The sequence below is a fragment of the Oceanicola sp. 22II-s10i genome (assembly GCF_002210105.1).
Classification (GTDB): domain Bacteria; phylum Pseudomonadota; class Alphaproteobacteria; order Rhodobacterales; family Rhodobacteraceae; genus Pseudooceanicola.
In genome coordinates, this window is the sequence record NZ_AQQU01000004.1 from 142,437 (window position 1) to 162,924 (window position 20,488).

The 20,488-nt window shown below is 66.8% G+C and carries 24 protein-coding genes and 2 tRNA genes; 11 read left to right on the forward strand and 15 right to left on the reverse strand.

The features are described from left to right. The first annotated feature begins 7 nt into the window (after positions 1–7). On the forward strand, positions 8–856 hold the full coding sequence (gene ugpE, locus ATO6_RS12465) for a sn-glycerol-3-phosphate ABC transporter permease UgpE (protein WP_088624343.1): 849 nt from the start codon (positions 8–10) through the stop codon (positions 854–856). Further along, on the forward strand, positions 857–1,930 hold the full coding sequence (locus tag ATO6_RS12470; protein ID WP_088624344.1) for an ABC transporter ATP-binding protein: 1,074 nt from the start codon (positions 857–859) through the stop codon (positions 1,928–1,930). On the opposite strand, the gene arsH is transcribed toward ATO6_RS12470, so the two are convergent. The 6 genes from arsH to ATO6_RS12500 all read right to left on the reverse strand — a co-directional run bounded on the left by arsH (position 1,931) and on the right by ATO6_RS12500 (position 5,963). Next, complete coding sequence (gene arsH, locus ATO6_RS12475; RefSeq protein ID WP_088624345.1) at positions 1,931–2,644, reverse strand: arsenical resistance protein ArsH; 714 nt, start codon at positions 2,642–2,644, stop codon at positions 1,931–1,933. Continuing rightward, positions 2,637–3,059 (reverse strand): arsenate reductase (glutaredoxin), encoded by a 423-nt coding sequence (gene arsC, locus ATO6_RS12480; RefSeq protein WP_088624346.1) that lies wholly within the window; start codon positions 3,057–3,059, stop codon positions 2,637–2,639. The genes arsH and arsC overlap by 8 nt, the downstream gene beginning before the upstream one ends. Positions 3,060–3,102: 43 nt before the next feature. Further along, positions 3,103–3,435, reverse strand: a complete 333-nt coding sequence (locus ATO6_RS12485; RefSeq protein ID WP_088624347.1) for a helix-turn-helix transcriptional regulator — start codon at positions 3,433–3,435, stop codon at positions 3,103–3,105. Between the two features lie 395 nt (positions 3,436–3,830). Then, positions 3,831–3,905: transfer RNA gene (locus ATO6_RS12490), tRNA-Gln, on the reverse strand. Positions 3,906–3,999: 94 nt separating this feature from the next. Beyond that, on the reverse strand, positions 4,000–5,325 hold the full coding sequence (locus ATO6_RS12495; protein ID WP_088624539.1) for a mechanosensitive ion channel family protein: 1,326 nt from the start codon (positions 5,323–5,325) through the stop codon (positions 4,000–4,002). Positions 5,326–5,411: 86 nt separating this feature from the next. Continuing rightward, a complete protein-coding gene (locus ATO6_RS12500; protein ID WP_088624348.1) occupies positions 5,412–5,963 on the reverse strand; it encodes an SH3 domain-containing protein in 552 nt (183 codons plus the stop codon). A gap of 110 nt (positions 5,964–6,073) precedes the next feature. Between ATO6_RS12500 and ATO6_RS12505 the strand changes: the two genes are divergently transcribed. Genes ATO6_RS12505 through thpR form a run of 3 tightly spaced genes read left to right on the forward strand, consistent with a single transcriptional unit; the run spans position 6,074 to position 8,434 of the window. Then, positions 6,074–7,057: a D-glycerate dehydrogenase gene (locus ATO6_RS12505; protein WP_088624349.1), complete on the forward strand. Its 984-nt coding sequence runs from the start codon at positions 6,074–6,076 to the stop codon at positions 7,055–7,057. After that, on the forward strand, positions 7,054–7,869 hold the full coding sequence (locus tag ATO6_RS12510) for a hypothetical protein (RefSeq protein WP_088624350.1): 816 nt from the start codon (positions 7,054–7,056) through the stop codon (positions 7,867–7,869). Before ATO6_RS12505 ends, ATO6_RS12510 begins: the two co-directional genes overlap by 4 nt. Before the next feature lie 4 nt (positions 7,870–7,873). Continuing rightward, the gene (gene thpR, locus ATO6_RS12515) at positions 7,874–8,434 is read left to right on the forward strand and encodes an RNA 2',3'-cyclic phosphodiesterase (RefSeq protein WP_088624351.1); all 561 of its coding nucleotides are present in this window, start codon (positions 7,874–7,876) and stop codon (positions 8,432–8,434) included. Here thpR and ATO6_RS12520 read toward each other — a convergent pair. The 5 genes from ATO6_RS12520 to ATO6_RS12540 all read right to left on the reverse strand — a co-directional run bounded on the left by ATO6_RS12520 (position 8,401) and on the right by ATO6_RS12540 (position 11,157). Then, positions 8,401–8,946 (reverse strand): hypothetical protein, encoded by a 546-nt coding sequence (locus ATO6_RS12520; protein ID WP_088624352.1) that lies wholly within the window; start codon positions 8,944–8,946, stop codon positions 8,401–8,403. The two genes, thpR and ATO6_RS12520, sit on opposite strands and share 34 nt — an antisense overlap. Continuing rightward, positions 8,922–9,494, reverse strand: a complete 573-nt coding sequence (locus ATO6_RS12525) for a cob(I)yrinic acid a,c-diamide adenosyltransferase (RefSeq protein WP_088624353.1) — start codon at positions 9,492–9,494, stop codon at positions 8,922–8,924. The genes ATO6_RS12520 and ATO6_RS12525 overlap by 25 nt, the downstream gene beginning before the upstream one ends. Before the next feature lies 1 nt (position 9,495). Then, a complete protein-coding gene (locus ATO6_RS12530) occupies positions 9,496–9,693 on the reverse strand; it encodes a twin transmembrane helix small protein (protein ID WP_088624354.1) in 198 nt (65 codons plus the stop codon). 77 nt (positions 9,694–9,770) lie between these two features. Continuing rightward, positions 9,771–10,604, reverse strand: a complete 834-nt coding sequence (locus tag ATO6_RS12535; RefSeq protein WP_088624355.1) for an SDR family NAD(P)-dependent oxidoreductase — start codon at positions 10,602–10,604, stop codon at positions 9,771–9,773. Positions 10,605–10,752: 148 nt separating this feature from the next. Continuing rightward, on the reverse strand, positions 10,753–11,157 hold the full coding sequence (locus ATO6_RS12540) for an SH3 domain-containing protein (protein WP_176440916.1): 405 nt from the start codon (positions 11,155–11,157) through the stop codon (positions 10,753–10,755). Positions 11,158–11,492: 335 nt separating this feature from the next. Here ATO6_RS12540 and ATO6_RS12545 point away from each other — a divergent pair, with 335 nt between their 5' ends. Continuing rightward, positions 11,493–13,919 (forward strand): DNA topoisomerase IV subunit A, encoded by a 2,427-nt coding sequence (locus tag ATO6_RS12545; RefSeq protein ID WP_088624357.1) that lies wholly within the window; start codon positions 11,493–11,495, stop codon positions 13,917–13,919. A gap of 289 nt (positions 13,920–14,208) precedes the next feature. On the opposite strand, the gene ATO6_RS12550 is transcribed toward ATO6_RS12545, so the two are convergent. From ATO6_RS12550 to ATO6_RS12560, 3 genes are read right to left on the reverse strand one after another with little or no spacing between them, the layout of a single operon-like run. Further along, positions 14,209–14,577 (reverse strand): nuclear transport factor 2 family protein, encoded by a 369-nt coding sequence (locus ATO6_RS12550; RefSeq protein ID WP_088624358.1) that lies wholly within the window; start codon positions 14,575–14,577, stop codon positions 14,209–14,211. Next, on the reverse strand, positions 14,577–15,380 hold the full coding sequence (locus ATO6_RS12555; RefSeq protein WP_088624359.1) for a hypothetical protein: 804 nt from the start codon (positions 15,378–15,380) through the stop codon (positions 14,577–14,579). The genes ATO6_RS12550 and ATO6_RS12555 overlap by 1 nt, the downstream gene beginning before the upstream one ends. A 4-nt stretch (positions 15,381–15,384) precedes the next feature. Next, positions 15,385–16,689 (reverse strand): hypothetical protein, encoded by a 1,305-nt coding sequence (locus ATO6_RS12560; protein ID WP_088624360.1) that lies wholly within the window; start codon positions 16,687–16,689, stop codon positions 15,385–15,387. A gap of 123 nt (positions 16,690–16,812) precedes the next feature. Between ATO6_RS12560 and ATO6_RS12565 the strand changes: the two genes are divergently transcribed. Further along, positions 16,813–17,265 carry an MmcB family DNA repair protein gene (locus ATO6_RS12565; protein WP_088624540.1) on the forward strand — a complete coding sequence of 151 codons (453 nt, stop codon included), beginning with the start codon at positions 16,813–16,815 and terminating at the stop codon, positions 17,263–17,265. A 40-nt stretch (positions 17,266–17,305) separates the two neighbouring features. Here ATO6_RS12565 and ATO6_RS12570 read toward each other — a convergent pair whose 3' ends face one another. Continuing rightward, a complete protein-coding gene (locus tag ATO6_RS12570) occupies positions 17,306–17,512 on the reverse strand; it encodes a DUF6324 family protein (RefSeq protein ID WP_088624361.1) in 207 nt (68 codons plus the stop codon). Between the two features lie 79 nt (positions 17,513–17,591). Between ATO6_RS12570 and ATO6_RS12575 the strand changes: the two genes are divergently transcribed. The 4 genes from ATO6_RS12575 to ATO6_RS12590 all read left to right on the forward strand — a co-directional run bounded on the left by ATO6_RS12575 (position 17,592) and on the right by ATO6_RS12590 (position 20,251). Further along, entirely contained in the window at positions 17,592–18,071 is a 480-nt protein-coding gene (locus tag ATO6_RS12575; protein ID WP_088624362.1) for a GNAT family N-acetyltransferase, read from the forward strand. A gap of 217 nt (positions 18,072–18,288) precedes the next feature. Continuing rightward, the gene (locus ATO6_RS12580; RefSeq protein WP_088624363.1) at positions 18,289–18,669 is read left to right on the forward strand and encodes a TadE/TadG family type IV pilus assembly protein; all 381 of its coding nucleotides are present in this window, start codon (positions 18,289–18,291) and stop codon (positions 18,667–18,669) included. A gap of 2 nt (positions 18,670–18,671) precedes the next feature. Further along, positions 18,672–20,051, forward strand: coding sequence for a TadG family pilus assembly protein (locus ATO6_RS12585; protein ID WP_088624364.1), 1,380 nt, complete (start codon positions 18,672–18,674; stop codon positions 20,049–20,051). 123 nt (positions 20,052–20,174) lie between these two features. After that, positions 20,175–20,251: transfer RNA gene (locus ATO6_RS12590), tRNA-His, on the forward strand. Positions 20,252–20,488 lie beyond the last annotated feature (237 nt).

A 20,488-nucleotide genomic window follows, 5' to 3' on the forward strand; every position in this document is an offset into this window, starting at 1 on the left:
GGCGCACATGGTCGAAAATCACCGTTGGCTGGACGTCCTCGCGCATCTGACCCTGATCCTCGGGGTCGTGATCGTCGCCTTTCCGGTCTACATCGCCGTCGTCGCCTCGACCCATGAACCGGCGGACTTCGTGTCGGGACTGATCCCGCTTCTGCCCGGCGACAACGCGGTGGCGACCTATGCCTCGGTGCTCGAGGGCGGGGTATCCTCGCAGATGTCGGTCCCGATCCTGACGATGCTCAAGAACAGCCTGATCATGGCGGTGCTGATCGCGGTCGGAAAGATCGTGATCTCGGTCCTGTCGGCCTATGCCATTGTCTATTTCCGCTTCCCGTTCCGGCAGCTGGCGTTCTGGATGATCTTTGTCACCCTGATGCTGCCGGTCGAGGTGCGGATCGTGCCGACCTTTCAGGTCGTGGCCGACCTTGGGATGCTGAACAGCTATGCCGGCCTGACGATCCCGCTGATCGCCTCGGCCACGGCGACCTTCCTGTTCCGGCAGGTGTTCCTGACCATCCCTGATGAGCTGATGGAGGCCGCGCGGATCGACGGCGCGGGCCCGATGAAGTTCTTTCGGGACATCCTGCTGCCGCTGTCGCGCACCAACATCGCGGCGCTGTTCGTGATCCTCTTCATCTACGGCTGGAACCAGTATCTCTGGCCGATCCTGATCACGACCGACGCGGGGTTCTACACCATCGTCGCGGGCATCAAGCGGATGGCCGATGTCGTCGATAGCGAACCGCTTTGGAATTACATCATGGCGACCGCCGTGCTGGCGATGCTGCCGCCGGTGATCGTCGTCATCGCGATGCAGAGGCTCTTTGTGAAGGGTCTCGTCGAGACGGAGAAATAGATGGCCGCCATCACCATCGAGAACGTGGGAAAGACCTATGCGGGCGGTGTTCCCGCCGTTCAGGGCATCGACCTGAACATCCGCGACGGCGAATTCGTCGTGCTGGTCGGCCCCTCGGGCTGTGGCAAGTCGACCCTGCTGCGGATGATCGCCGGGCTGGAAGAGATCACCGAGGGCACGGTCCGCATCGGCGACCGCGTCGTGAACCGGCTGGAACCGGCCGAGCGGGACATCGCGATGGTGTTCCAGAACTACGCACTCTACCCGCACATGACGGTACGGCAGAACCTCTCCTACGGGCTGAAGAACCGGGGCACCCCGCGCGACGAGATCGTGCGCCGGGTGGACGAGGCCGCGCGCATCCTCGAGATCGGCGCCTATCTCGACCGCAAGCCAAGGGCGCTGTCCGGCGGCCAGCGCCAGCGCGTCGCCATGGGGCGCGCGATCGTGCGCGAACCCTCGGCCTTCCTGTTCGACGAGCCGCTGTCGAACCTCGACGCCAAGCTGCGGGTGACGATGCGGGGCGAGATCCGGACGCTGCAGCGCAGGCTCGGCACGACGTCAGTCTACGTCACCCACGACCAGCTCGAGGCGATGACCATGGCCGACCGGCTGGTGGTGCTGCGGCAGGGGCGGATCGAACAGGTGGGCACACCGCTCGACGTCTACCGCAACCCGGTTTCGACCTTCGTGGCGCAGTTCATCGGCTCGCCCTCGATGAACCTGATGTCCGGCACCGTGCGTGCGGGCGAGGTTAGGGTGGCCGACGCGGTTTATCCGGCCCCCGGCGTGCCGGATGGCGCGGTGACGGTCGGCCTGCGGCCCGAGGATTTCGCGCTCGTGCCCGGCGGAGCGCGTGCGGGGATGCCGGCGCGGCTGGTGAATATCGAGGAGCTCGGCTCGCAGCGGCTCGGCTATTTCCGCGTGGGCGGGGAAACCGTGGTCGCCTCTTTCCCGGCCGGGCAGGTCCTGAGCACGGAGATGACGCTCTACCCCGATCTGTCGCGCCTGCACCTTTTTGGCGCGGACGAGCGGCGGATCGATCCGGCCCCGCTTCGGGCCGGGGCCGTCTGACTAGCTGCCGCCGGTGCTGTTCACGCGGGCGATCAGCTTGTCGCCCGCCTCCTTCCGTTCGGAATAGCGGTCCACCAGATGCTCGCGGATGTCGCGGGTCAGCAGGGTGAACTTCACCAGCTCCTCCATCACGTCGACGATACGGTCGTAGAAGGGTGAGGGCTTCATCCGCCCGGCCTCGTCGAACTGCTGGAACGCCTTGGGGACCGAGGACTGGTTCGGGATCGTCAGGCACCGCATCCAGCGCCCGAGGATGCGCAGCTGGCCGACGGCGTTGAAGCTCTGCGATCCGCCGCTGACCTGCATCACCGCCAGCGTCTTGCCCTGCGTCGGGCGCACGGCCCCCAGAGACAGCGGGATCCAGTCGATCTGTGCTTTCATGATGCCCGTCATCGACCCGTGCCGTTCCGGCGAGGACCAGACCATCCCGTCGCACCATGTCACCAGTTCGCGAAGCTCGGCCACCTTGGGATGATCGGCGGGCGCATCGTCGGGCAGGGGCAGGCCGGAGGGGTTGTAGATCCGCGTCTCGGCCCCGAACCGCTCGAGTATCCGCGCCGATTCCTCGGCCGCGAAGCGCGAGAAGCTGCGCTGGCGGAGCGAGCCGTAGAGCAGCAGGAACCGCGGCGGATCGGTGCGCCGCACGGCGGGGAACAGGGTGTCGGCATCGATGGGGCGAAAATGGGTTTCGTCGAGGGCGGGGGTGTCAGACATGGCGGCGGCCCTCGGCGTCGATGATGATCTCGCCATCCTCCTTGGTCAGCGGGCCGGGCGGCAGCCGGTCGAGCAGGTCCAGAACCGTTTCCGAGGGGCGGCAGAGGCGCACACCCTTCGGCGAACAGACGATCGGCCGGTTCACCAGCACCGGATGGATCAGCATCGCTTCCAGCAGGGCTTCGTCCGGAACGGACGGATCGGTCAGGCCCAGATCGGCGGCCGGCGATTTCGTCGTGCGAAGGGCGCTGCGCGGGGTCAGGCCCGCGGCGGCGAAAAGCCCCAGAAGCTGCGGGCGCGTCCAGCCTTCGGTCAGGTAGTCGATGACCACCGGGTCCTCCCCTGCCTTGCGGAGGATGTCGAGGACATTGCGCGAGGTGCCGCAGGCAGGGTTGTGATGAATGACAATTGTCACGGGCAGGGCTCTTTGATTGGTGGATCGGGTTGGGTGCAGCTCTTCAGCAGGCGCAGGCAAGTTCGTCCAGGACAGGCTGACACAGCTCGGGCCGTCCGCCGCAGCAGTCCTCCAGCAGGAAGGCCAGCAGTCCCTTCATGCGGTCCATGTCGGCGAAATACCGGATCGACCGGCCCTGCCGGCGGTTGGTGACGAGACCGGCGTTCAGAAGGACCGACAGGTTGGCCGACATCGTGTTCTGCCGGACGCCGAGCGCGGTGGAAAGATCCCCCGCCGCCATCCCGTCCGCACCGGCCCTGACCAGCAGGCGGAAGACGTCCAGTCGGGTTTCCTGGCCTAGCGCCGCCAGCGCGGAGAGGGTCTTTGTCTTATCCATATTTCATGAATAATTGATTCATTTGCGGGATACAAGGCAGGACAGGCCAATTCAGAGGTGGGTTGGACGAGTTACCGGGACGTTGCGCGCTTGGGTGGGGAGACAGCATGCCGTTGTTCAAGTGTTTGCGCTTCGGGTGAGAGAGAAGCTCGAAGTATTCGACCACGTCCTGCCGCGCGACACCGCGGGTCGAATAAGAGAATGTGAAGCAACCGGGTAGCTTTTGGGGTCGTTCGCAGGCTCGAAGGCTTCTGTTCACGTCGCCGGAGGCAGAATGCTATCGGAATCGAGGTCTGATCCGACGACGCCGCCCCAAGTGCATCGCACGTAAAATTACAGAACCCGCTGCCGCGTGGCGTCGGTCATGCTGTTGATTTACGTGAAGTAAGGGGAGATGGCTGGGGTGGTAGGATTCGAACCTACGGTACACGGTACCAAAAACCGCTGCCTTACCACTTGGCTACACCCCAACGTCGGCGGGTATTTACGCTGCACCTGAATCCTCTGCAAGCCCTCAATCCGGAAAAAATCCATCCAGTCGCGCCGGGGCGGGGCGCGGCCGGTTCATTCCGTGGGGGCTGCCCGGTTCAGGAGGTCTTCGTCGCCTTTCACCCGGCGTTCCTCCTCTACGATGGCCTCCAGTTCGTGCTCGGCATGGGCCTGCACATCCAGCGCGTCGTCCGGCGTAGGGGCAGGTGCCGGAGCGGGGGCGGTGCGTTCGGTCTGCGCGGCGGTGGCTCCGCCGGCGCCGATCAGGCGGTAGGTCGGCTCGGGCATCTCGATCCCGGCCTGGGTCAGCGCGGCCATGCAGATGCGGATCGCCTCGCCCCGCGCGCCAAGCAGCGAGGTGTCGTTCTGGTTGATCCAGCCGATCAGCGTCAGCGTCACGGTGCTGTCGCCGACCCCGTCGATCCACACGTTCGGGGCGGGGCTCTTGAGCGTGAAGGGCAGGGCGTTCAGCGTGTCCTGCGCCACCTGCACGGCAAGGGCCATGTCCGCATCCGGCGCGATCCCTAGCGAGAACTTGAACCGCCGTTCGGCATTGAGCGAGAAGTTGACGATCCGGCTTTTGAACACGGTCGCGTTCGGGATGCGGATGTGGTTGCCGTCCCACGACAAAAGGATCGTCGCGCGAGATGTCAGGCGGATGACCTTGCCCTCGTCTCCGTTGATCTCCACGGCGTCATTGGGGCGGAAGGGCTGGCGGATCGACAACATGATCGAGGCGATGAAGTTCTCGACCGTGTCCTTGACCGCGAAACCGATGGCCAGACCGATGATCCCCGCCGCACCCAGGATGGTGCCGAGAAGGGCGGTGGCGTTGAGGATGTCGAGGCTGACCACGATGCCCGCCACCACGAAGGCCAGGCGGACCACCTGGCGGTAGATGTCGGCGATGAAGGCGTTCGGCGCGATCCGGTCCCAGGGCTTTTTCAGCCGCGCCAGCAGGACGCCGACCGTGACCACCGCCATGAAGGCCACCAGCGCCACGGCGAAGAGCGGCAGATAGGCGACGGTCTGCCAGAACCGCGCGATAAAGCGCTCGATCGCCGGATCGAGGCGGCGGACGACGTCTGTCGTCTCCTGCACCTCGTTGCGGATCGCGACGACTCCCTCGACGCGGGCGACGATGACGTTCAGTTCCGCCGCCTTGGCCGCGTCCAGCACCGTCCCGCGCAGGGTGACGATCCCGGCGGCGACGGTGACGGTCACGTCCTCGTAGCCGCCGATCTCGCGCAGGATGGCGCGGATGCGGTTGGCGATGGCGGCATCGGTTTCGCGGTTGTCCTCGACCTCGATCGTGCCCGAGGGCTGGTTGCTGTCCTGCGCGAACAGGGGCAGCGGGGCGAGGGGCAGGGTGAGGGAAAGCAGCAGCAGCGGCAGGATCAGAAAACGCACGGGATCAATGGGCTCTTGGAATATGACCCTCGTATCCTAACGCCGGCGTCCGGTCCCGCAAGACCCGGCGGCGCCGGTCAGCGCCGCACTTCGTCCGGTGCCACTCCCCACAGCCCGTCCTTGTGGGTCCATCCGCTGACGCCCGCGACGCGCAGGTGGCACCATTCCTCGCTGCAGTCCCCGAGCCGGGCGATGACGCCCTGTTCCAGCTTGGCGGTCAGGCCGGCCTTGGCGTCGGGACGCATCCGGAGTTCGATTTCTTCCGCGCTGACCAGAACGGTGCGATTCCCGCTCAGCAGCGAATAATGCACCCAGCCCCCCATGCCGTCCTGATCGCGCACCCGGCGCCAGTGGCCGTGTTCGGCCACGATCTGCAGCGGCATGTTCTGGTGGGTGAAGACCCAGTCGATCCGGTGGGTCAGGCTGGGCCCGCGGCGCACGTTGCCTTCCTGCGCGCGCATCGAGACGTAGCGCGGCAGGGGGAGGTGGGTTTCCGGCCCCACGGACAGGGCCGCGACGGTCTGCACCGCCTCAATATTCAGCGCCTCGTCCTCGGCAAATGCCGCATGGACGCCAGTAATGACTGCCGCGCACAGGATCACGCTCGTGACGAACGCCCGCTTCAACATGGTGTCTTGCCCGATACTTATTGTTCTTTGGTGCCGGTTCTTGTGCCGGTCGCCTCATTGATGCACTTTGCCATCGAGCCGTCGGGCAATAAAGTTTCGGGAGGGGCCGAATGTCATCTGAACGTCTGAGTGTTGTCGTAACGCGACGCCTGCCAGAGCCGGTCGAGGCGCGGATGCGGGAACTGTTCGACGTGAGGTTCGGCGAGGTCGAGCGTCCGATGACCCGCGAAGAGCTGGCCGAAGCGGTCAAAACGGCCGATGTGCTGGTCACGAACCTGCGGGACAAGGTCGATAATGCGTTGGTTTCGCAGGCCGGGCCGCAGCTCAAGCTAATCGCGAATTACGGCGCGGGGGTTGACCACATCGACGTGGCGACATGTCGCCAGCGCGGCATCCTCGTGTCCAACACGCCGGGCGTGGTGACCGAGGATACGGCCGACATGGCCATGGCGCTGATTCTCGCCGTGACTCGCCGGATCCCGGAGGGGCTGGCGCAGATGCAGTCCGAGGACTGGGACGGCTGGTCGCCGGGCCTGCTGAACGGCGGGCGCATCGCCGGGCGTCGTCTGGGCATCCTCGGGATGGGCCGGATCGGCCGCGCGGTGGCGCAACGGGCGAATGCCTTCGGGATGCAGGTGCACTACCACAACCGCCGCCAGCTTCGCCCCGAGGTCGAAGAGGAATACAAGGCGCGGTACTGGGAAAGCCTCGACCAGATGGTCGCGCGCGTCGACGTGCTGTCGGTCAACTGCCCGCATACGCCCTCGACCTTCCACCTGCTCAACGCCCGCAGGCTGAAACTGATGAAACCCGACGCGGTGATCGTGAACACCTCGCGCGGCGAGGTGATCGACCAGAACGCCCTGACCCGGATGCTGCGCGACAAGGAGATCGCGGGCGCGGGGCTGGACGTCTACGAGTTCGGCCAGGTGACGGACGAACTGCGCAGCCTGCCCAATGTCGTGCTGCTGCCGCATATGGGCTCGGCCACCCGCGAGGGCCGGATCGAGATGGGCGAAAAGGTCATCATCAACATCAAGACCCATGCCGACGGGCACCGTCCGCCCGATCTGGTGGTGCCGGGCTCGCTGTGAGGCGCGCGGGGGCGGCATTCTTTTCGCTCCTCGCGGCGGTGCTGTGCATCGCGCTCGCCCTTTCGCCCCGCCTGAACCCGATGGTGGGCGAGGCGGAGCGCTTCCAGCGCGACGTCGCCATCGCCTCGGGCGCGACCTACATCTCGCTCCGCGCGATCAACGCCGCCCTGTCCTTTGCGCAGGAGGTCGAGATCGGCGGCTCGGTCGTCGTCACCGGGTCCGTCCAGCCATTCAAGTGGCTGGAGCCCGTGGATGACACGGTCGAACGCGTCTCGGGCCTGATCTTCGCCATCGCCGTGCTGACCGGCGTGCTGTCGATGTCGATGGCCCCCGCCGTGGCCGCCGGGTTCTTTCTGCTGGCGCTGGCGTTCCTGGGGCGCGGCGGATGCGAGGCCGCGCCGGGGGGCTGGGCCATGACGCACGGAGGTCTGCGCCGCGCGCTCGGCTCCTGCGGGGGACTTGGCTTCGCGCTGGCGATCGCGCTGCCCTTCGCCTTCATCCTCGGCCTGTGGGGCGGCGAGTTCCTGACGCGCGAGGCGTGGGCCACCGCCCATGCGACGCTCGACCGGATCGGGAACGAGGCGAACGCGCTGATCGGCGTCGACACGCCGGGTGGCGACGAACGCGGCTGGCGCGAGAGTTTCGAGGCCTACCGCTCGGCCGCCAGCGTCTTCTGGAACAGCGCCGACGAACTGCTCGACGCCTCGCTGTCGCTGACCGGTATCTTCATCCTGCGGATGGTCGTCCTGCCCTCGCTGACCCTGCTGATCGTGCTGCGCACCGCATGGCACCTGTTCGGGCGCGGCCACTAGGGCGATGCGCCTGTTCATCGCCATCGACCCGCCCGACCCGGTGCGCGACGCGCTGGAGGACGTGCAGGACCATCTGCGCGCCGGGCGGCTGATGGACCCCGAAACATTCCACCTGACACTCGCCTTCCTCGGCGAGACGGACGAGACGGTGGCCGAGGACCTGCATAGCGAACTGGAAACGCTGATCGCGCCCGCGTTCGACCTGACGTTGTCGGGGCTCGGCACCTTCGGAAGCGACTGGCCCGCGGTGCTCTGGGCCGGGGTCGCCGATCCGGGGCCAGTGACGGACCTGCACCGTGCGATCCGGGCGCGGGTGCGGATGGCCGGGATCGAGCTGCCGCGCGAACGCTTTCGACCGCATGTCACGCTGGCGCGGTTCCGCAAGCGCCCGCAGCCGGGCGAGGCGGATGCGCTGGTGCAGTTCCTGCGCGCGCATGCCGCCTTCCGCAGCCCGTCGTTCACGGTGGACAGCTTCGTGCTCTATCACTCCACCCGCACGCCCGAAGGGCCGCTGCACGAGGAGCTGGCGCGTTATCCGCTGATCTCGACCGTGCCCGACTCGTAGAGGTTCAGCACCCCGCTCGGCGCGACCCCTGCGATCTCGGGCCAGCCCTCGGCGGTCAGGCTGATCCAGGTGTAGCGCTTGCCCATTCGTCCGGGCGAAATGCTCCATGCCTCGCCGCGATGGCCCGCCGGCCAGAGCTCGATCTCTTCATACTGCCGTTCGGCATAGGCCACGAACTCCGCCGCGCCGGTCGACACCGCGATCTCGACCCAGTGACGCGCGGCCACCGACATCGTGACCGTCCAGCCGCGTCGTCCGACCTTCAGCGACAGGGCCGCCCCCTGCTGCGACTGCTTGCGGATCAGCGATAGGGAGAGCTTGCCGATCTTGCGGTCACCGTCTTCGATGACCCAGTCCGGCCCGTCCGCGCCCAGCATCCCGGCGATCGACTCGATCAGCCAGTGCGCCTCGGCCTCCGCTTCGGAGTCGCCCGCATGTTCCAGCCCTGTCGCGCTGTTGAAATACAGCGCATCCCGCGCGGGCGGCCCTAGCGGTTCTGTCCCGGAACCCACAGCACGTCCCCCGCGCCGCCGTCATTCGCCGCGCGTGAGGCGACGAAGAACCAGTCGGACAACCGGTTGAGGTAGCGCACCGCCTCGGGGTTGCAGCCCTCGTCGGCCATCAGCGCGACGGCCAGCCGTTCGGCACGGCGCGACACGGTGCGGCACAGGTGCAGATAGGTGGCCACCGCCGACCCGCCCGGCAGGACGAAGCTGCGCAGGGGGGCGAGGTTGGCGTTCATCGCGTCGATCTCGGCCTCCAGCCGGTCCACCTGCGAGGCCACCATGCGCAGCGGCGTGTAGGGGGCTTCGCCGTCCTTCTCCATCGCCGGACGGCACAGGTCCGCGCCGAGATCGAAGAGATCGTTCTGGATCGCCGCCAGCCGCGCGTCCATCTCGCCCTCGGCATGCAGCCGGGCAAGGCCGACGGTCGCGTTGGTCTCGTCCACCGTGCCGTAGGTCTCGACCCTGAGCGAGGGCTTCGGCACCCGCGATCCGTCGCCGAGCGCGGTTTCGCCCTTGTCGCCGGTGCGGGTGTAAATCTTGTTCAGCACAACCATGTCAGCCTCCGCTTCGCATCCAGACAAAGAGCAGGATCAGCAGCACGGCGACGAACTGCGCCGCGATCCTGAGCTGCATCACCTTGTTGGATTTCTTGCCATCCACGCCACGGGCAAAGCCCCCGATGCCGAACATCAGGATGCCAAGTACGCCGAGCACGGCGACGGCGACCAGCCAGAAAAGGGGATCATCGGCCATTGGGGCCTCCTTGAACCATGTGCCCCTGATCTAGTGGACCTGCGCGGGAAAGCGAACCGGATATTTGCGCGCAGGGCTCAGACCTTGGCCGTCAGCCAGTCGACCATGCGGACCGGCAGCAGCCGTTTCGACCATGCGAGGATGTAGGTGACGGTGGTCACGTAGTAGCGCGCGCGGGGGCGGGGGGCGTCGAGCGCGCGGATCAGCTTAGCAGTCACGGCGCCGACGGGCAACTCGAAGGTGTCGCGGGACGGGACCTCGGAATAGAGCCGCGGGATCAGCTTGTCGCGATAGATTTCGGGCCGGGCCGACGCCTTCCAGTCGATCCAGCGTTCGAAATACTGCCGACCCTTGATGCGGAAATCGGTGGTGATCGGCCCCGGCTCGATCAGGATGACGTGGATCGGTTCGCCCCTCAACTCCAGCCGCAGGGTGTCGGTCAGCCCCTCCAGCGCGAACTTGGTCGCGACATAGGCCCCGCGCCAGCGCATCGCGCCGATCCCGAGCGAGGAGGAACACTGCACGATCCGCCCGCCGCCCTGCGCGCGCATCACCGGGATGACCCGGCGCGTGAGGTCGTGCCAGCCAAAGAAGTTCGACTCGAAGATCGCCCGCATCCCGTCGGTCGGAATATCCTCGACCGCCGCCGCCAGCCCGTGCGCCCCGTTGTTGAAGAGCACGTCCAGCGTTCCGTCGGTCGCCGCCAGCACTTCGTCCAGCCCGGAGGCGATGCTTGCCGCGTCCTCGTAGTCGATGCGCGGGCTTTCGAACCCTTCGGCCTGCAGGCGTTCACAGTCGGCGGCCTTGCGGCAAGATGCGAAGACGCGCCATCCGCGGTCCCTGAGAACACGCGCCGCATCCAGTCCGATTCCGCTAGAACACCCTGTAATGAGAATGGTTTGCCCGGTCATGCCTGCCTCTTGCCCAGTTGCCGGGAAGCTATGGCACGAAACGGGGAATGTCAGGGGGCTGGCCGATTTCCGGTATGTCCCGGACCGCATTCGCCCAAAACAAAAGCGCCGCCCGAGGGAGCGGCGCTTTCGCTTCTTCCCGTCGCCGTCAGTTGGCGGAGGCGAGAAGGAAGTCAGCCATCCAGCCGATCCGGCCGGTGTCGGACACGCGCAGCTTGACCCAGCCGTCGCCCGGATCCTGCAGCACTTCGACCTCGTCGCCCTGATCGAGGCGCGACACCACGCTGTACCGCGTGCCCGGACCGTTCCGCATGTTGACGCGGGTCCCGGTCACGACGCGCAGGTCCGCGGTGGCAGAAACCACGGGTGCGCTCATCATCGCGACAGTCTCGGCCCGGACCTCTTCGACATCAGGCGTCTCGAGCGCAAGGACACGCAGCGTGCCCTCGCCGATGTTCTCGTCCTTGACCTCGATCCGGTCCGTCACCTTGGCGACCGCGGGCAGCAGATCGGCCTGCGGCGGTGCGTCCGACTTGGTGGCAATCGATGCCACCTTGAGTTCGGCACGCGACGGGTCCGCCTCGCCGCGGGCGGCGACCTCGGGCTCGTCGGTTGATGTTTGCGTGACAGCCGCGACCGCGGCCCCACGTTGTGAGGCAGGGACAAAGTCTGCGCCCCCGCTCAACTCGTAAAATGCCCATCCCATAAAGATAAGCGACACAAAAACTAGGCGCGTCATAGACCCCTCCGTCAGCAGCAAACGGATAACGCATTGAACTTAAATCTGTTCCAAACTTATCTCGATTCGGTGACGGGCTGCAGTCGGTAAAACTACCGATACCGATTGTCCGCTTTACGGGAACGACCCGGCGATGTATCACATCATCTATGTCCGACACGACCGACGACCCCAATATCGGCCCCGCAGCTTTGTCCGAACCGCTGCGCCGCGCGATCGGCGAGCGCTATCTGACCTATGCGCTGTCGACGATCATGCATCGCGCGCTGCCGGATGCCCGCGACGGGCTGAAGCCGGTGCACCGCCGGATTCTCTATGCCATGCGCGAACTTCGGCTGAGTGCGAACAGCCGGTTCCGCAAGTCGTCCAAGATCTCGGGCGACGTGATGGGCAACTATCACCCGCACGGCGACCAGGCGATCTATGACGCGATGGCCCGCCTCGCGCAGGACTTCAACGTCCGTTATCCGCTGGTGGACGGGCAGGGGAACTTCGGCAACATCGACGGCGACAACCCGGCCGCCTCGCGCTACACCGAGGCGCGGCTGACGGCGATCGCCGAAACGATGATGCAGGGCCTCGACGAGAACGCCGTTGATTTCCGCGACAACTACGACGGCACGCTGCGCGAACCGGTGGTGCTGCCCGCGACCTATCCGAACCTGCTGGCGAACGGATCGTCGGGGATCGCGGTCGGCATGGCGACGAACATCCCGCCGCACAACATCGCCGAGCTTTGCGAGGCCTGCCTGCATCTGATTAAGGTGCCCGACGCTCGCGACGACACCCTGCTGAATTACATCCCCGGCCCGGATTTCCCGACCGGCGGCACCATCGTCGAACCGCGCGAGGTCATCGCCGAGGCCTATCGCACCGGCCGCGGCTCGATCCGCCTGCGCGCGAAGTGGGAGGTCGAGGACCTCGGGCGCGGCACCTGGCAGATCGTCGTCACCGAAATCCCCTACCAGGTCCAGAAGTCCAAGCTGATCGAGCGGATCGCGGACCTGATCCAGACCAAGAAGATCCCGATCCTCGCCGACATCCGCGACGAGAGCGCGGACGACATCCGCATGGTGCTGGAACCCCGCGCCAAGACGGTCGACCCCGAGCTGCTTATGGGGATGCTGTTCCGGAACTCGGACCTCGAGGTCCGGTTCTCGCTGAACATGAACGTGCTGATCGACGGCGTGACGCCCAAGGTCTGCTCGCTCAAGGAGGTGCTGCGCGCCTTCCTCGATTTCCGGCGCGAGGTGCTGGTCCGTCGGTCGCGGCACCGGATGGCCCGGATCGACAACCGGCTCGAGGTGCTGGCGGGCCTGATCACCGCTTTCCTGAACCTCGACCGGGTGATCGACATCATCCGCTACGACGACGATCCCAAGGCCGCGCTGATGTACGAGGACTGGTCGCGGACGCACCAGTCATCCATCCCGCGCGCCACCGACGAACGCGACTACCGCTCGCCGCTGGCCGGGGTGGACATGGACGCGCTGGTCCTGATCGCCGACGCAGATGCCGTGGCGACGGGCGTGCTGGCCGAAAGCGATGACGGCACCCGCACCGTGCCGCACAGCTACGCGGGACGCGAAAACGGCCTGTCGGACGTGCAGGCCGAGGCGATCCTCAACATGCGGCTGCGCAGCTTGCGCCGTCTGGAAGAGGACGCGCTGGTCCGTGAACGCGACGCGCTGATGGAGGAACGTGCCGGGCTGGAGGATCTGCTCGACAGCGAGGACCTGCAATGGGCCCGGATCGGCGAGCAGCTGAAAGAGGTCAAGAAGACCTTCGGCAAGGATTTCGAGGGCGGCCCGCGCCGCACCCAGTTCGCAGAGGCGGGCGAGGTCGAAGAGGTCCCGCTCGAGGCGATGATCGAGCGCGAGCCGGTGTCGGTCGTCTGCTCGAAAATGGGCTGGATCCGCGCGATGAAGGGCCACATCGACCTGAGCTCGGAGCTCAAGTTCAAGGACGGTGACGAGGGCCGCTTCGTCATCCACGCCCAGACCACCGACAAGATCGTGCTCTTCGCCACCAACGGCCGGTTCTACACGATCCCCGCGTCCAACCTGCCCGGCGGGCGGGGCATGGGCGAACCGCTGCGCCTGATGGTCGATCTGCCGAACGAGGCGGACATCATCACGATCTTCGTCCACCAGCCGGGTCGCAAGCTGATCGTGGCCTCGACGGCGGGCGACGGCTTCCTCGTGCCCGAGGACGAGGTGCTGGCCCAGACCCGGTCGGGCAAGCAGGTGCTGAACGTCAAGGACGGCGTCACCGCGCTCTGTGCCAAGCCGGTCGCGGGCGATCACGTCGCCTGTGTCGGGCAGAACCGCAAGGTGCTGGTCTTCCCGCTGGAAGAGCTGCCCGAGATGATGCGCGGCAAGGGCGTCCGTCTGCAGAAGTTCAAGGACGGCGGGTTGTCGGACCTGACCACCTTCGCCATGTCGGACGGCCTGTCCTGGCACGATCCGGCGGGCCGGACGCGGACCGAGACTGACCTGTCGGAATGGATCGGCAAGCGCGCGGCCTCGGGCCGGATGGCGCCCCGCGGCTTCCCCCGCGACAACAGCTTCAACTGAACGCGCACCGGCCCCTTGGGGGCCGGGCGTTGCGCCTGACTGGAAAGCTCTCGAAGCTGATGGAAGGCGAGGCGGCGGGAACCACCACAAACGTTTGGTTGTGCATTCCCGAGGACCTGTATCTACAGGTGGGCGCCAGGTAACCGGACCAGGGCCCGGACAGAGCCAGCTCCCTCGGATTTGCTTAAGGCCACCGGAATGTAACCGTTTACGGGAAGGGCAGAACCCGCCTGATCCCCATCTAGGCCCGCGCGGGTTCGGCGGCAAGAGGGAACGGATCACGCGGCTGTCAGGCCGGCGGAACCGACCCTCCGGACGGCGCGGGATGCGGCAGCGTCCAGCCGAAATAGACCTCGACCGCGTGGATCATTTCGCCCGCGACCGTGAAGACCTCGGTGTTGCGGAACCGGGCGCCGTTCGCCACCGCTTCGTAGGTGACGAACACCCTGTCGGCGTCCTCGGCGAGCAACAGCAGGTCGACCTGCTCGATCGCGCCGGTGTGGGCGTAGCAGTCCCGGAACCACGCCGCCCGGTCCAGCGCATTGTCGCGCGGGCTGGTAAAGGTGAAGTCCTCGGCCACCATCGCCTCGACCATGGCGCGGTCGCCCGAGGTGATGGCGGCGAAGAAGCGGGCGACGATTGATTTGCGGTCGGTCATCAGCTCGGCGCGTCGCCGGTGGTGAGATCGTAACGGGACATCTCCTCCGGCGTCAGGAGATAGATCTCGTCGGGCGGGGTGACGAGGCCGTGCGACATGAGCATCGGATCCACGCCCATGTCCGACAGATAGTGCATCACCGCGCCCTGACCACGCTGGATGTCCGACACGGCGGTGAAGGCGGGCAGGAGGGTGTTCTCGCCAAAGTAATGCTGGTGGACCCCGATCCGCGCACCGTCCTCCGCTATCCGTTCGGTGCCGCCCGCGAAGATGTAGGGGCAGGCCGACAGGCAGATGTCCGTGGGCCGGAGCGCCGTGGCGAGGCCGGTGTCCCGGATCGCACGACCCAGCGTCAGCGCGTCCCCGACCGACCCGCCGGGTGAGTTGAGGATGATGCGCGGCCGCCCGGCCGAGGACGGGGCGGCGGCAAGGTGGTCGCGGACCTGCTTGGCGATGCGGTCCGCATCGCCCTCGGCGATCCGGCCGGTGAGGGTGATGTCGCTGCCCTCCAGCTCGAACGTCAGGCGGTCGGGCATCGGGACCGAAGGCGCGGTGTCCGGGCTGCCGGGGGCGGCAGGCCGGATCGCGGGCAGGTCGGAGGGATCGAAGCGCCGGGTCTGGTCGCCGGGCTGCGTGGGCCGGTCGAAGCCCGGCGCGGCGGGCCCGCGCGACGGCAGGGCGAAGTCACGGCCCACGTCGCCCATGACAAGCAGCACAGCGATGCCCAGCTGGAACAGCAGGATGGCGATCAGGGCGCGGCGGACCGGCGGGCCGTGGCGGCTGGAGCTGGCGGTTTCGGTCATCGGGTCAGGCTTTCCAGACCGGCGGGACTTCCTGCACGCGCGGCCTGTCCTCGCCCTCGGCCTCGGTTTTGGCGGGGGCCGGCGGGCCCTGCGGGACAGGGGCGTCGTAGCTCATGTCCACCTCGCGCGCGGCGGCGAGGGCGGCGCGCAGCTCGGCCACGGTCATCCGGTCCTCGATCGGCACCCCTTCGCGCGAGGCGCGGATCGCGCCCTGCGTGATGGCGAGGATCAGGACCAGCACGGCGGGCAGCAGGTCGATGGCGATGGCCCCGGCCCAGGAGGGGATGAAGTTGCCGGCATACATGATGACGGCATCGGCGGCGGAAACGGGGGTATATGTTGTTTCGGGCGGCGGCGGCATCGCGATGACCTCGCCCGCCGCGTTCTCCAGCGTCTCGGCCCGTTGCGCGAGGACCTGAAGGACGGATGTGATCGTCGCGCCCTGAGCCTCGCGGCCGCCTGCGGTGGAGCCGTCGAGTTCCGGCAGCACGACCGATGCCGACAGGTCGCGGGCTGCGCGCTGGACGAGGGGGGCGACGGAGAGCTGACGCAGTTCCGCGATGAGCCCCGCAAGGCGGACGGCGAGCTCGGAGAATTCGACCGACCGCGCCTCGACCTCGCCCGGCTCCACCGTCAGGGCGCGCATGCGGGACAGGAGCGCGTTGCCGGTGTCGAAGGCGGTTTCCACCTGCTCTGACTGGGCGGCGATCTGCGTCTCCAGCGCCGACAGCTCGGCGGCCTTCTGGCGCAGCACCCGGAACACCGCGCCACGTCCGGCGAGGCCGGAGAGCGAGCCCTGCGCCTCCTGCTCCGACAGGTCCTCGAAGGACTGGCGGGTGCGTGAAACATCGCGCTCAAGTGCCTGTGCGGACAGGGCTATTTCATGGCTGCGTTCCAGCGCGCCCTGGTAGTCCTGCACGGTTTCGGCCATGTGCTGTTCGACCGCCGCCGCGCCCGCGAGCGCAGCCGCGTTCAGCCAGGACGACATGGCGATGATGGCCAGCGAGCCGAGCCCCATGGCGCCGAACAGCCCGAGCCGGGACCGCGCGCTGCGCATCGCGGGCAGCAGGCGCATCATGTAGGACCAGAAGACGAAGATGCCGACCGAGACGGCGGTGGAATAGGCGATGGCGGCAAAGCTGGTCATCGCGCCGTCACCGTCGAGCAGGGACGACACGCCGAGGTAGGTGTAGATCCCCGAGGCCACGGCCAGCACGCCGAGCGCGGTGCCGGTGAAACTGTCGAGAACGCCGAGGTGCCCCTCGAGCTCGCGCGCTTCCTCGGCGCGGCGGTCGCGTTTCTGGCTCAAGTCGGTGCCCCCCTTCGAGCGGATAATTCAGTGAAGATAGGGCGTTGCCCCGTACAATTCCAAATCACGGTGCTGCGGGTTGCAAATGTTCACGAAATGTTCAACCATTTCAGCATGAGTGACATGCCGAGTCTCATCCCCACGCCACCCGCCCCGCAGCCGGGACAGATCCTTGCACGGGGGGTCTGCCGATTCCTGTCGGAGGCGATGAATTTCGCCTGTCTGGAAGAGTTCGTGCCGGAGCGGGGCAAGCGGGTGGACGTGATCGCGATCGGACCCAAGGGCGAGATCTGGGTGGTGGAGTGCAAGTCGTCGCGGGCCGACTTCATGTCGGACATGAAGTGGGACGGCTATCTGCAGTGGTGTGACCGTTTTTTCTGGGCCGTCGATGTGGATTTCCCGCTGGACCTGCTGCCCGATGACACCGGGCTGATCATCGCGGATGGCTATGGCGCGGAGCTGGTTCGGGAGGCGCCGGAGGTGCCGCTGGCGGCGGCGCGGCGCAAGGCGATGACGCGGGAATTCGCGCGCTGCGCGGCGCGGCGGCTGCAGATGTGGCGCGATCCGCGAGTGTAGTGGCGCGATCCGCCAGTCGGCTGGCGCGATCTGCGAGTGGTCAGCGGCGCTTCTTGCGGCCCCCGCCCGAGCGGGCGGTTTCGGCGGCGGCGCGGATCTCTTCGGCGATTTCCAGCGCCTCGTCGGGTTCGAAATCCATCGGGATCTCCAGCCCGCCGTCGGTGGTGATGAACAGCCGGACCATGCCCTTGTCGGTCGGGCCGATCTGAAGATTCGCCTCGATGTCGCGTTCGGTGTCGATGCCCATGTGCCGTCTCTCCGCAGGAACGGCAGGGGGGTACGCCCGTGGCGCTTGAAATGCAAGCGCAACGGGAGAAGATGGCGGCATGGATATGCCCGTGATACGCGCCTTCGGCCCCGACGATCTGGAGTGGATCGTCGCCACCCATGCCCGCCTCTATGCCGAGGAGAACGGGTTCGACGAGACCTTCGGCTTGGTGGTCCGGCAGGTCGCGCAGGCGTTCCTTGACCGGAACGATCCGCGCGAGGCGGGGTTCGTGGCCGTCAGCGGCGACCGGAGGGTCGGCAGCATCCTGTCGACCCGGCTGGACGAGACGACGGGGCAGGTCCGGCTGTTCCTGATCGAGCCGGAGATGCGGGGCACGGGCCTCGGGCCGCGGTTGCTGGCGGCGGCGGAGGATATCGCGCGGGGGCAGGGCTGCGTGGCGCTGAAGCTGTGGACCCATGAAAGCCACCGGGCGGCCTGCGCGCTCTACGCACGGTTCGGTTGGACGGCGGGTGCGGGGCGGCCGATCACCAACTATGGCCAGCCGCTGGTCGAGATGACCTGGACGAAAACGCTCTGATCTGGAAACAGCGGGCAGCATTCTAGGTGATTGTTTCGGTTTGGTCTGAATTGATGCAATTCTGACTAAGGAATCCGGTCCTCACCCATTTGTTGCCACAATCCTTCCCGACACTCGGCCTGTGTACCGGACCGCGTGTGTGTTGCAGTCCGTTTGTTGTGTGAGGTGTGTTATGTGCCATTTTCGGTGCGGCGAAAGCCGTGGCCCGACGGCCTGTATGCGGCGATTCAGATCGGACGAGCGGGGGGCGGTCACGATTGCCTTTGCGCTCTGGTTCCCGCTGGTCGCTTTCATTTTCTTCGCCATTCTCGATTTCGCCTATGCCTTCACGGTCAATGCCTCGATGTGGCAGCAGACACGTGTCGCGGCGCGGGGCATGTCGATGTTCGAACTGACCGAGAGCGAGGCCCGCCATGTGATCCAGCATGGCCTGTCGTGGAGCCAGAAGGATTTCGAGGTCGATATCGCCAGCGACCGGCGGACCGTCACGGTCAGCGTGTCGACGCCCTATTCGAAGCTTGGAATCACGAACACCGCGATGCGGATGATCGGCGGCGACTGGGTGACGCGGGTCACCATGCTGAAAGAGCCGGTGTGATCATGGCGGAGATTCCAAACAGACCGGCACCGGCTGCGCGAGGGCGCCCCGGCTGGCTGAGGCGGTTCCTGCGCTGCGAGCGCGGGGATGCGAACCTGACGATGATCTACCTGCTGGCGCTGTTGCTGGTGGCGGGCGGCACGGTGCTGGACCTGTCGAACCGGGCGCGGGTGCAGGCGATCCTGCAGGCCTCGGCGGACACCGCGGCGATCAGCGGCGCGATCCGGCTGGCCGAGCCGCAACTGGGGTCGAGCCCGCGCAGGGCCGCGCGCGACACGGTGACATCGGCGCTGACGGCGACCCATATCACCGGCGCGTGGACCAACGCGGGGTTCGAACTGGGCCGGATGGCCGAAACCGGGGGCTACGGCTTTACCCCCGGCAATGACGATCCGAACGCCGTGCGCGTGACGCTCAAAAGGACGATCGCGAACGGCAATCCCGAGCCGACGGCGCTGCTGCGGATGGTGGGGATCGACAGTTTCGACCTGACCGCCAGTTCCATCGCGCGGATCAAGCGCAAGGAGATGCTGCCCTGCACCGATCCGCTTTTGTCGCTCAAGACCCGGCTGGACCTGGGGCAGACCGACCTCTTTGCGGGCATCTGCCTGAAGGCGTCGGCCTCGGTCACCTATGGTCTGGGCGAGACATGGCTGACCGCGCAGGCGGCTGAGTTCGTGGACGGGCTGATCGCACGGGCCGTTGGGCTGGACCGGAAGAAGCCGGTGGACGGGCTGCTGCATCTGGCGGGGCTGGGCGGGCTGACGGGCACGCAGCAGACGGTGTGGGAGACGCGCAATCTGGCGGGCGACCTCAAGGACCTTGTGGGGCAGGTGCCAAACATCCTGTCCGCCGCCCTGTTCGACACCTATCGGCTGCGCGCGGGCGAGAGCTATCACGTGACCTGCGACCCGGACGAGGTGCTGCGGGTGCGCGGGCCGTTGGTGCTGGACAATGTCGCGCTCTATTCGGACTGCCCGGTGGAGTTCGACACGGATGTCGAGGTCCGCATGTCCCTGATCCTGTCGAACCTCGCCGCGCTGCTGGGCAATCCGCTGCCGCTGGAGCCCGAGCCGGTGATCTCGATCCGGCAGGGCGCGAACTGTCAGCCCGGCGACGGGGCGCGGGTGTTCCTGTTCCTCGACGCCAGTGTCGCCGCCGCGATCCCGGCGCTGGTCGATCCGGCCTCGCCGCTCGGGGGGTATCTGCAGGAGGTCTGGGACACCACCGGCGGTCTGCTCGGCGACACGCTGGACATCGTGGGCCCGCTGGCCGCGGACCTTGCCGAGACGCTGACGACCACGACCAACGCGCTCGGGATCGCCAAGCTCTGTCTGGGGCAGGAGATCATGCTGACGCGGAACACCGTGCAACTCCGGTAGCGTCTGAGTGCCGGAGACGGGCGGCGGGATCCCGGTGGGTCCGCCGCCCGGTTTTTCCGGCCTCCGGGGCATGCGTTGGCCTCTTGCAATCGCGGGCGTGTCCCGTTACATCGCCCCCCACGTGCCGCCTTAGCTCAGTTGGTTAGAGCGCTGGATTGTGGATCCAGAGGTCCCCTGTTCAAGCCAGGGAGGCGGTACCATCCCAGCCTTGTTCATCATTCTCTGCGCACCGTTCCCCTTTCCGTGGATCCGGTGCTGTCGGTGACTCCGGCACTGGCCGCCGATTGCCTTCTTCCGATACCCAACCGGCGCGCGCCGCGAGCGCGGGCGCGAGTGGCTTGATCCTGAACGACCGTTAAGTTAGCAATACGGTGACTGACCGATCGGTCAGCCTTGATATTGCCTGAAGAGACGGAAGGGAGGAGCCGTGTCTTGAG

Bases quoted from the DNA above. Each gene is read 5' to 3' on its own strand.
- ATO6_RS12585 (WP_088624364.1), top strand. From the start codon at position 18,672: ATGGCGGAGATTCCAAACAGACCGGCACCGGCTGCGCGAGGGCGCCCC.
- ATO6_RS12505 (WP_088624349.1), top strand. From the start codon at position 6,074: ATGTCATCTGAACGTCTGAGTGTTGTCGTAACGCGACGCCTGCCAGAG.
- ATO6_RS12565 (WP_088624540.1), top strand. From the start codon at position 16,813: ATGCCGAGTCTCATCCCCACGCCACCCGCCCCGCAGCCGGGACAGATC.
- arsH (WP_088624345.1), bottom strand. From the start codon at position 2,644: ATGTCTGACACCCCCGCCCTCGACGAAACCCATTTTCGCCCCATCGAT.
- ATO6_RS12555 (WP_088624359.1), bottom strand. From the start codon at position 15,380: ATGACCGAAACCGCCAGCTCCAGCCGCCACGGCCCGCCGGTCCGCCGC.
- ATO6_RS12530 (WP_088624354.1), bottom strand. From the start codon at position 9,693: ATGGCCGATGATCCCCTTTTCTGGCTGGTCGCCGTCGCCGTGCTCGGC.
- ATO6_RS12575 (WP_088624362.1), top strand. From the start codon at position 17,592: ATGGATATGCCCGTGATACGCGCCTTCGGCCCCGACGATCTGGAGTGG.
- ATO6_RS12550 (WP_088624358.1), bottom strand. From the start codon at position 14,577: ATGACCGACCGCAAATCAATCGTCGCCCGCTTCTTCGCCGCCATCACC.
- ATO6_RS12470 (WP_088624344.1), top strand. From the start codon at position 857: ATGGCCGCCATCACCATCGAGAACGTGGGAAAGACCTATGCGGGCGGT.
- ATO6_RS12500 (WP_088624348.1), bottom strand. From the start codon at position 5,963: ATGTTGAAGCGGGCGTTCGTCACGAGCGTGATCCTGTGCGCGGCAGTC.
- ATO6_RS12525 (WP_088624353.1), bottom strand. From the start codon at position 9,494: ATGGTTGTGCTGAACAAGATTTACACCCGCACCGGCGACAAGGGCGAA.
- ATO6_RS12580 (WP_088624363.1), top strand. From the start codon at position 18,289: ATGCGGCGATTCAGATCGGACGAGCGGGGGGCGGTCACGATTGCCTTT.
- ATO6_RS12535 (WP_088624355.1), bottom strand. From the start codon at position 10,604: ATGACCGGGCAAACCATTCTCATTACAGGGTGTTCTAGCGGAATCGGA.
- ATO6_RS12570 (WP_088624361.1), bottom strand. From the start codon at position 17,512: ATGGGCATCGACACCGAACGCGACATCGAGGCGAATCTTCAGATCGGC.
- ATO6_RS12485 (WP_088624347.1), bottom strand. From the start codon at position 3,435: ATGGATAAGACAAAGACCCTCTCCGCGCTGGCGGCGCTAGGCCAGGAA.
- ATO6_RS12545 (WP_088624357.1), top strand. From the start codon at position 11,493: ATGTCCGACACGACCGACGACCCCAATATCGGCCCCGCAGCTTTGTCC.
- thpR (WP_088624351.1), top strand. From the start codon at position 7,874: ATGCGCCTGTTCATCGCCATCGACCCGCCCGACCCGGTGCGCGACGCG.
- ugpE (WP_088624343.1), top strand. From the start codon at position 8: ATGGTCGAAAATCACCGTTGGCTGGACGTCCTCGCGCATCTGACCCTG.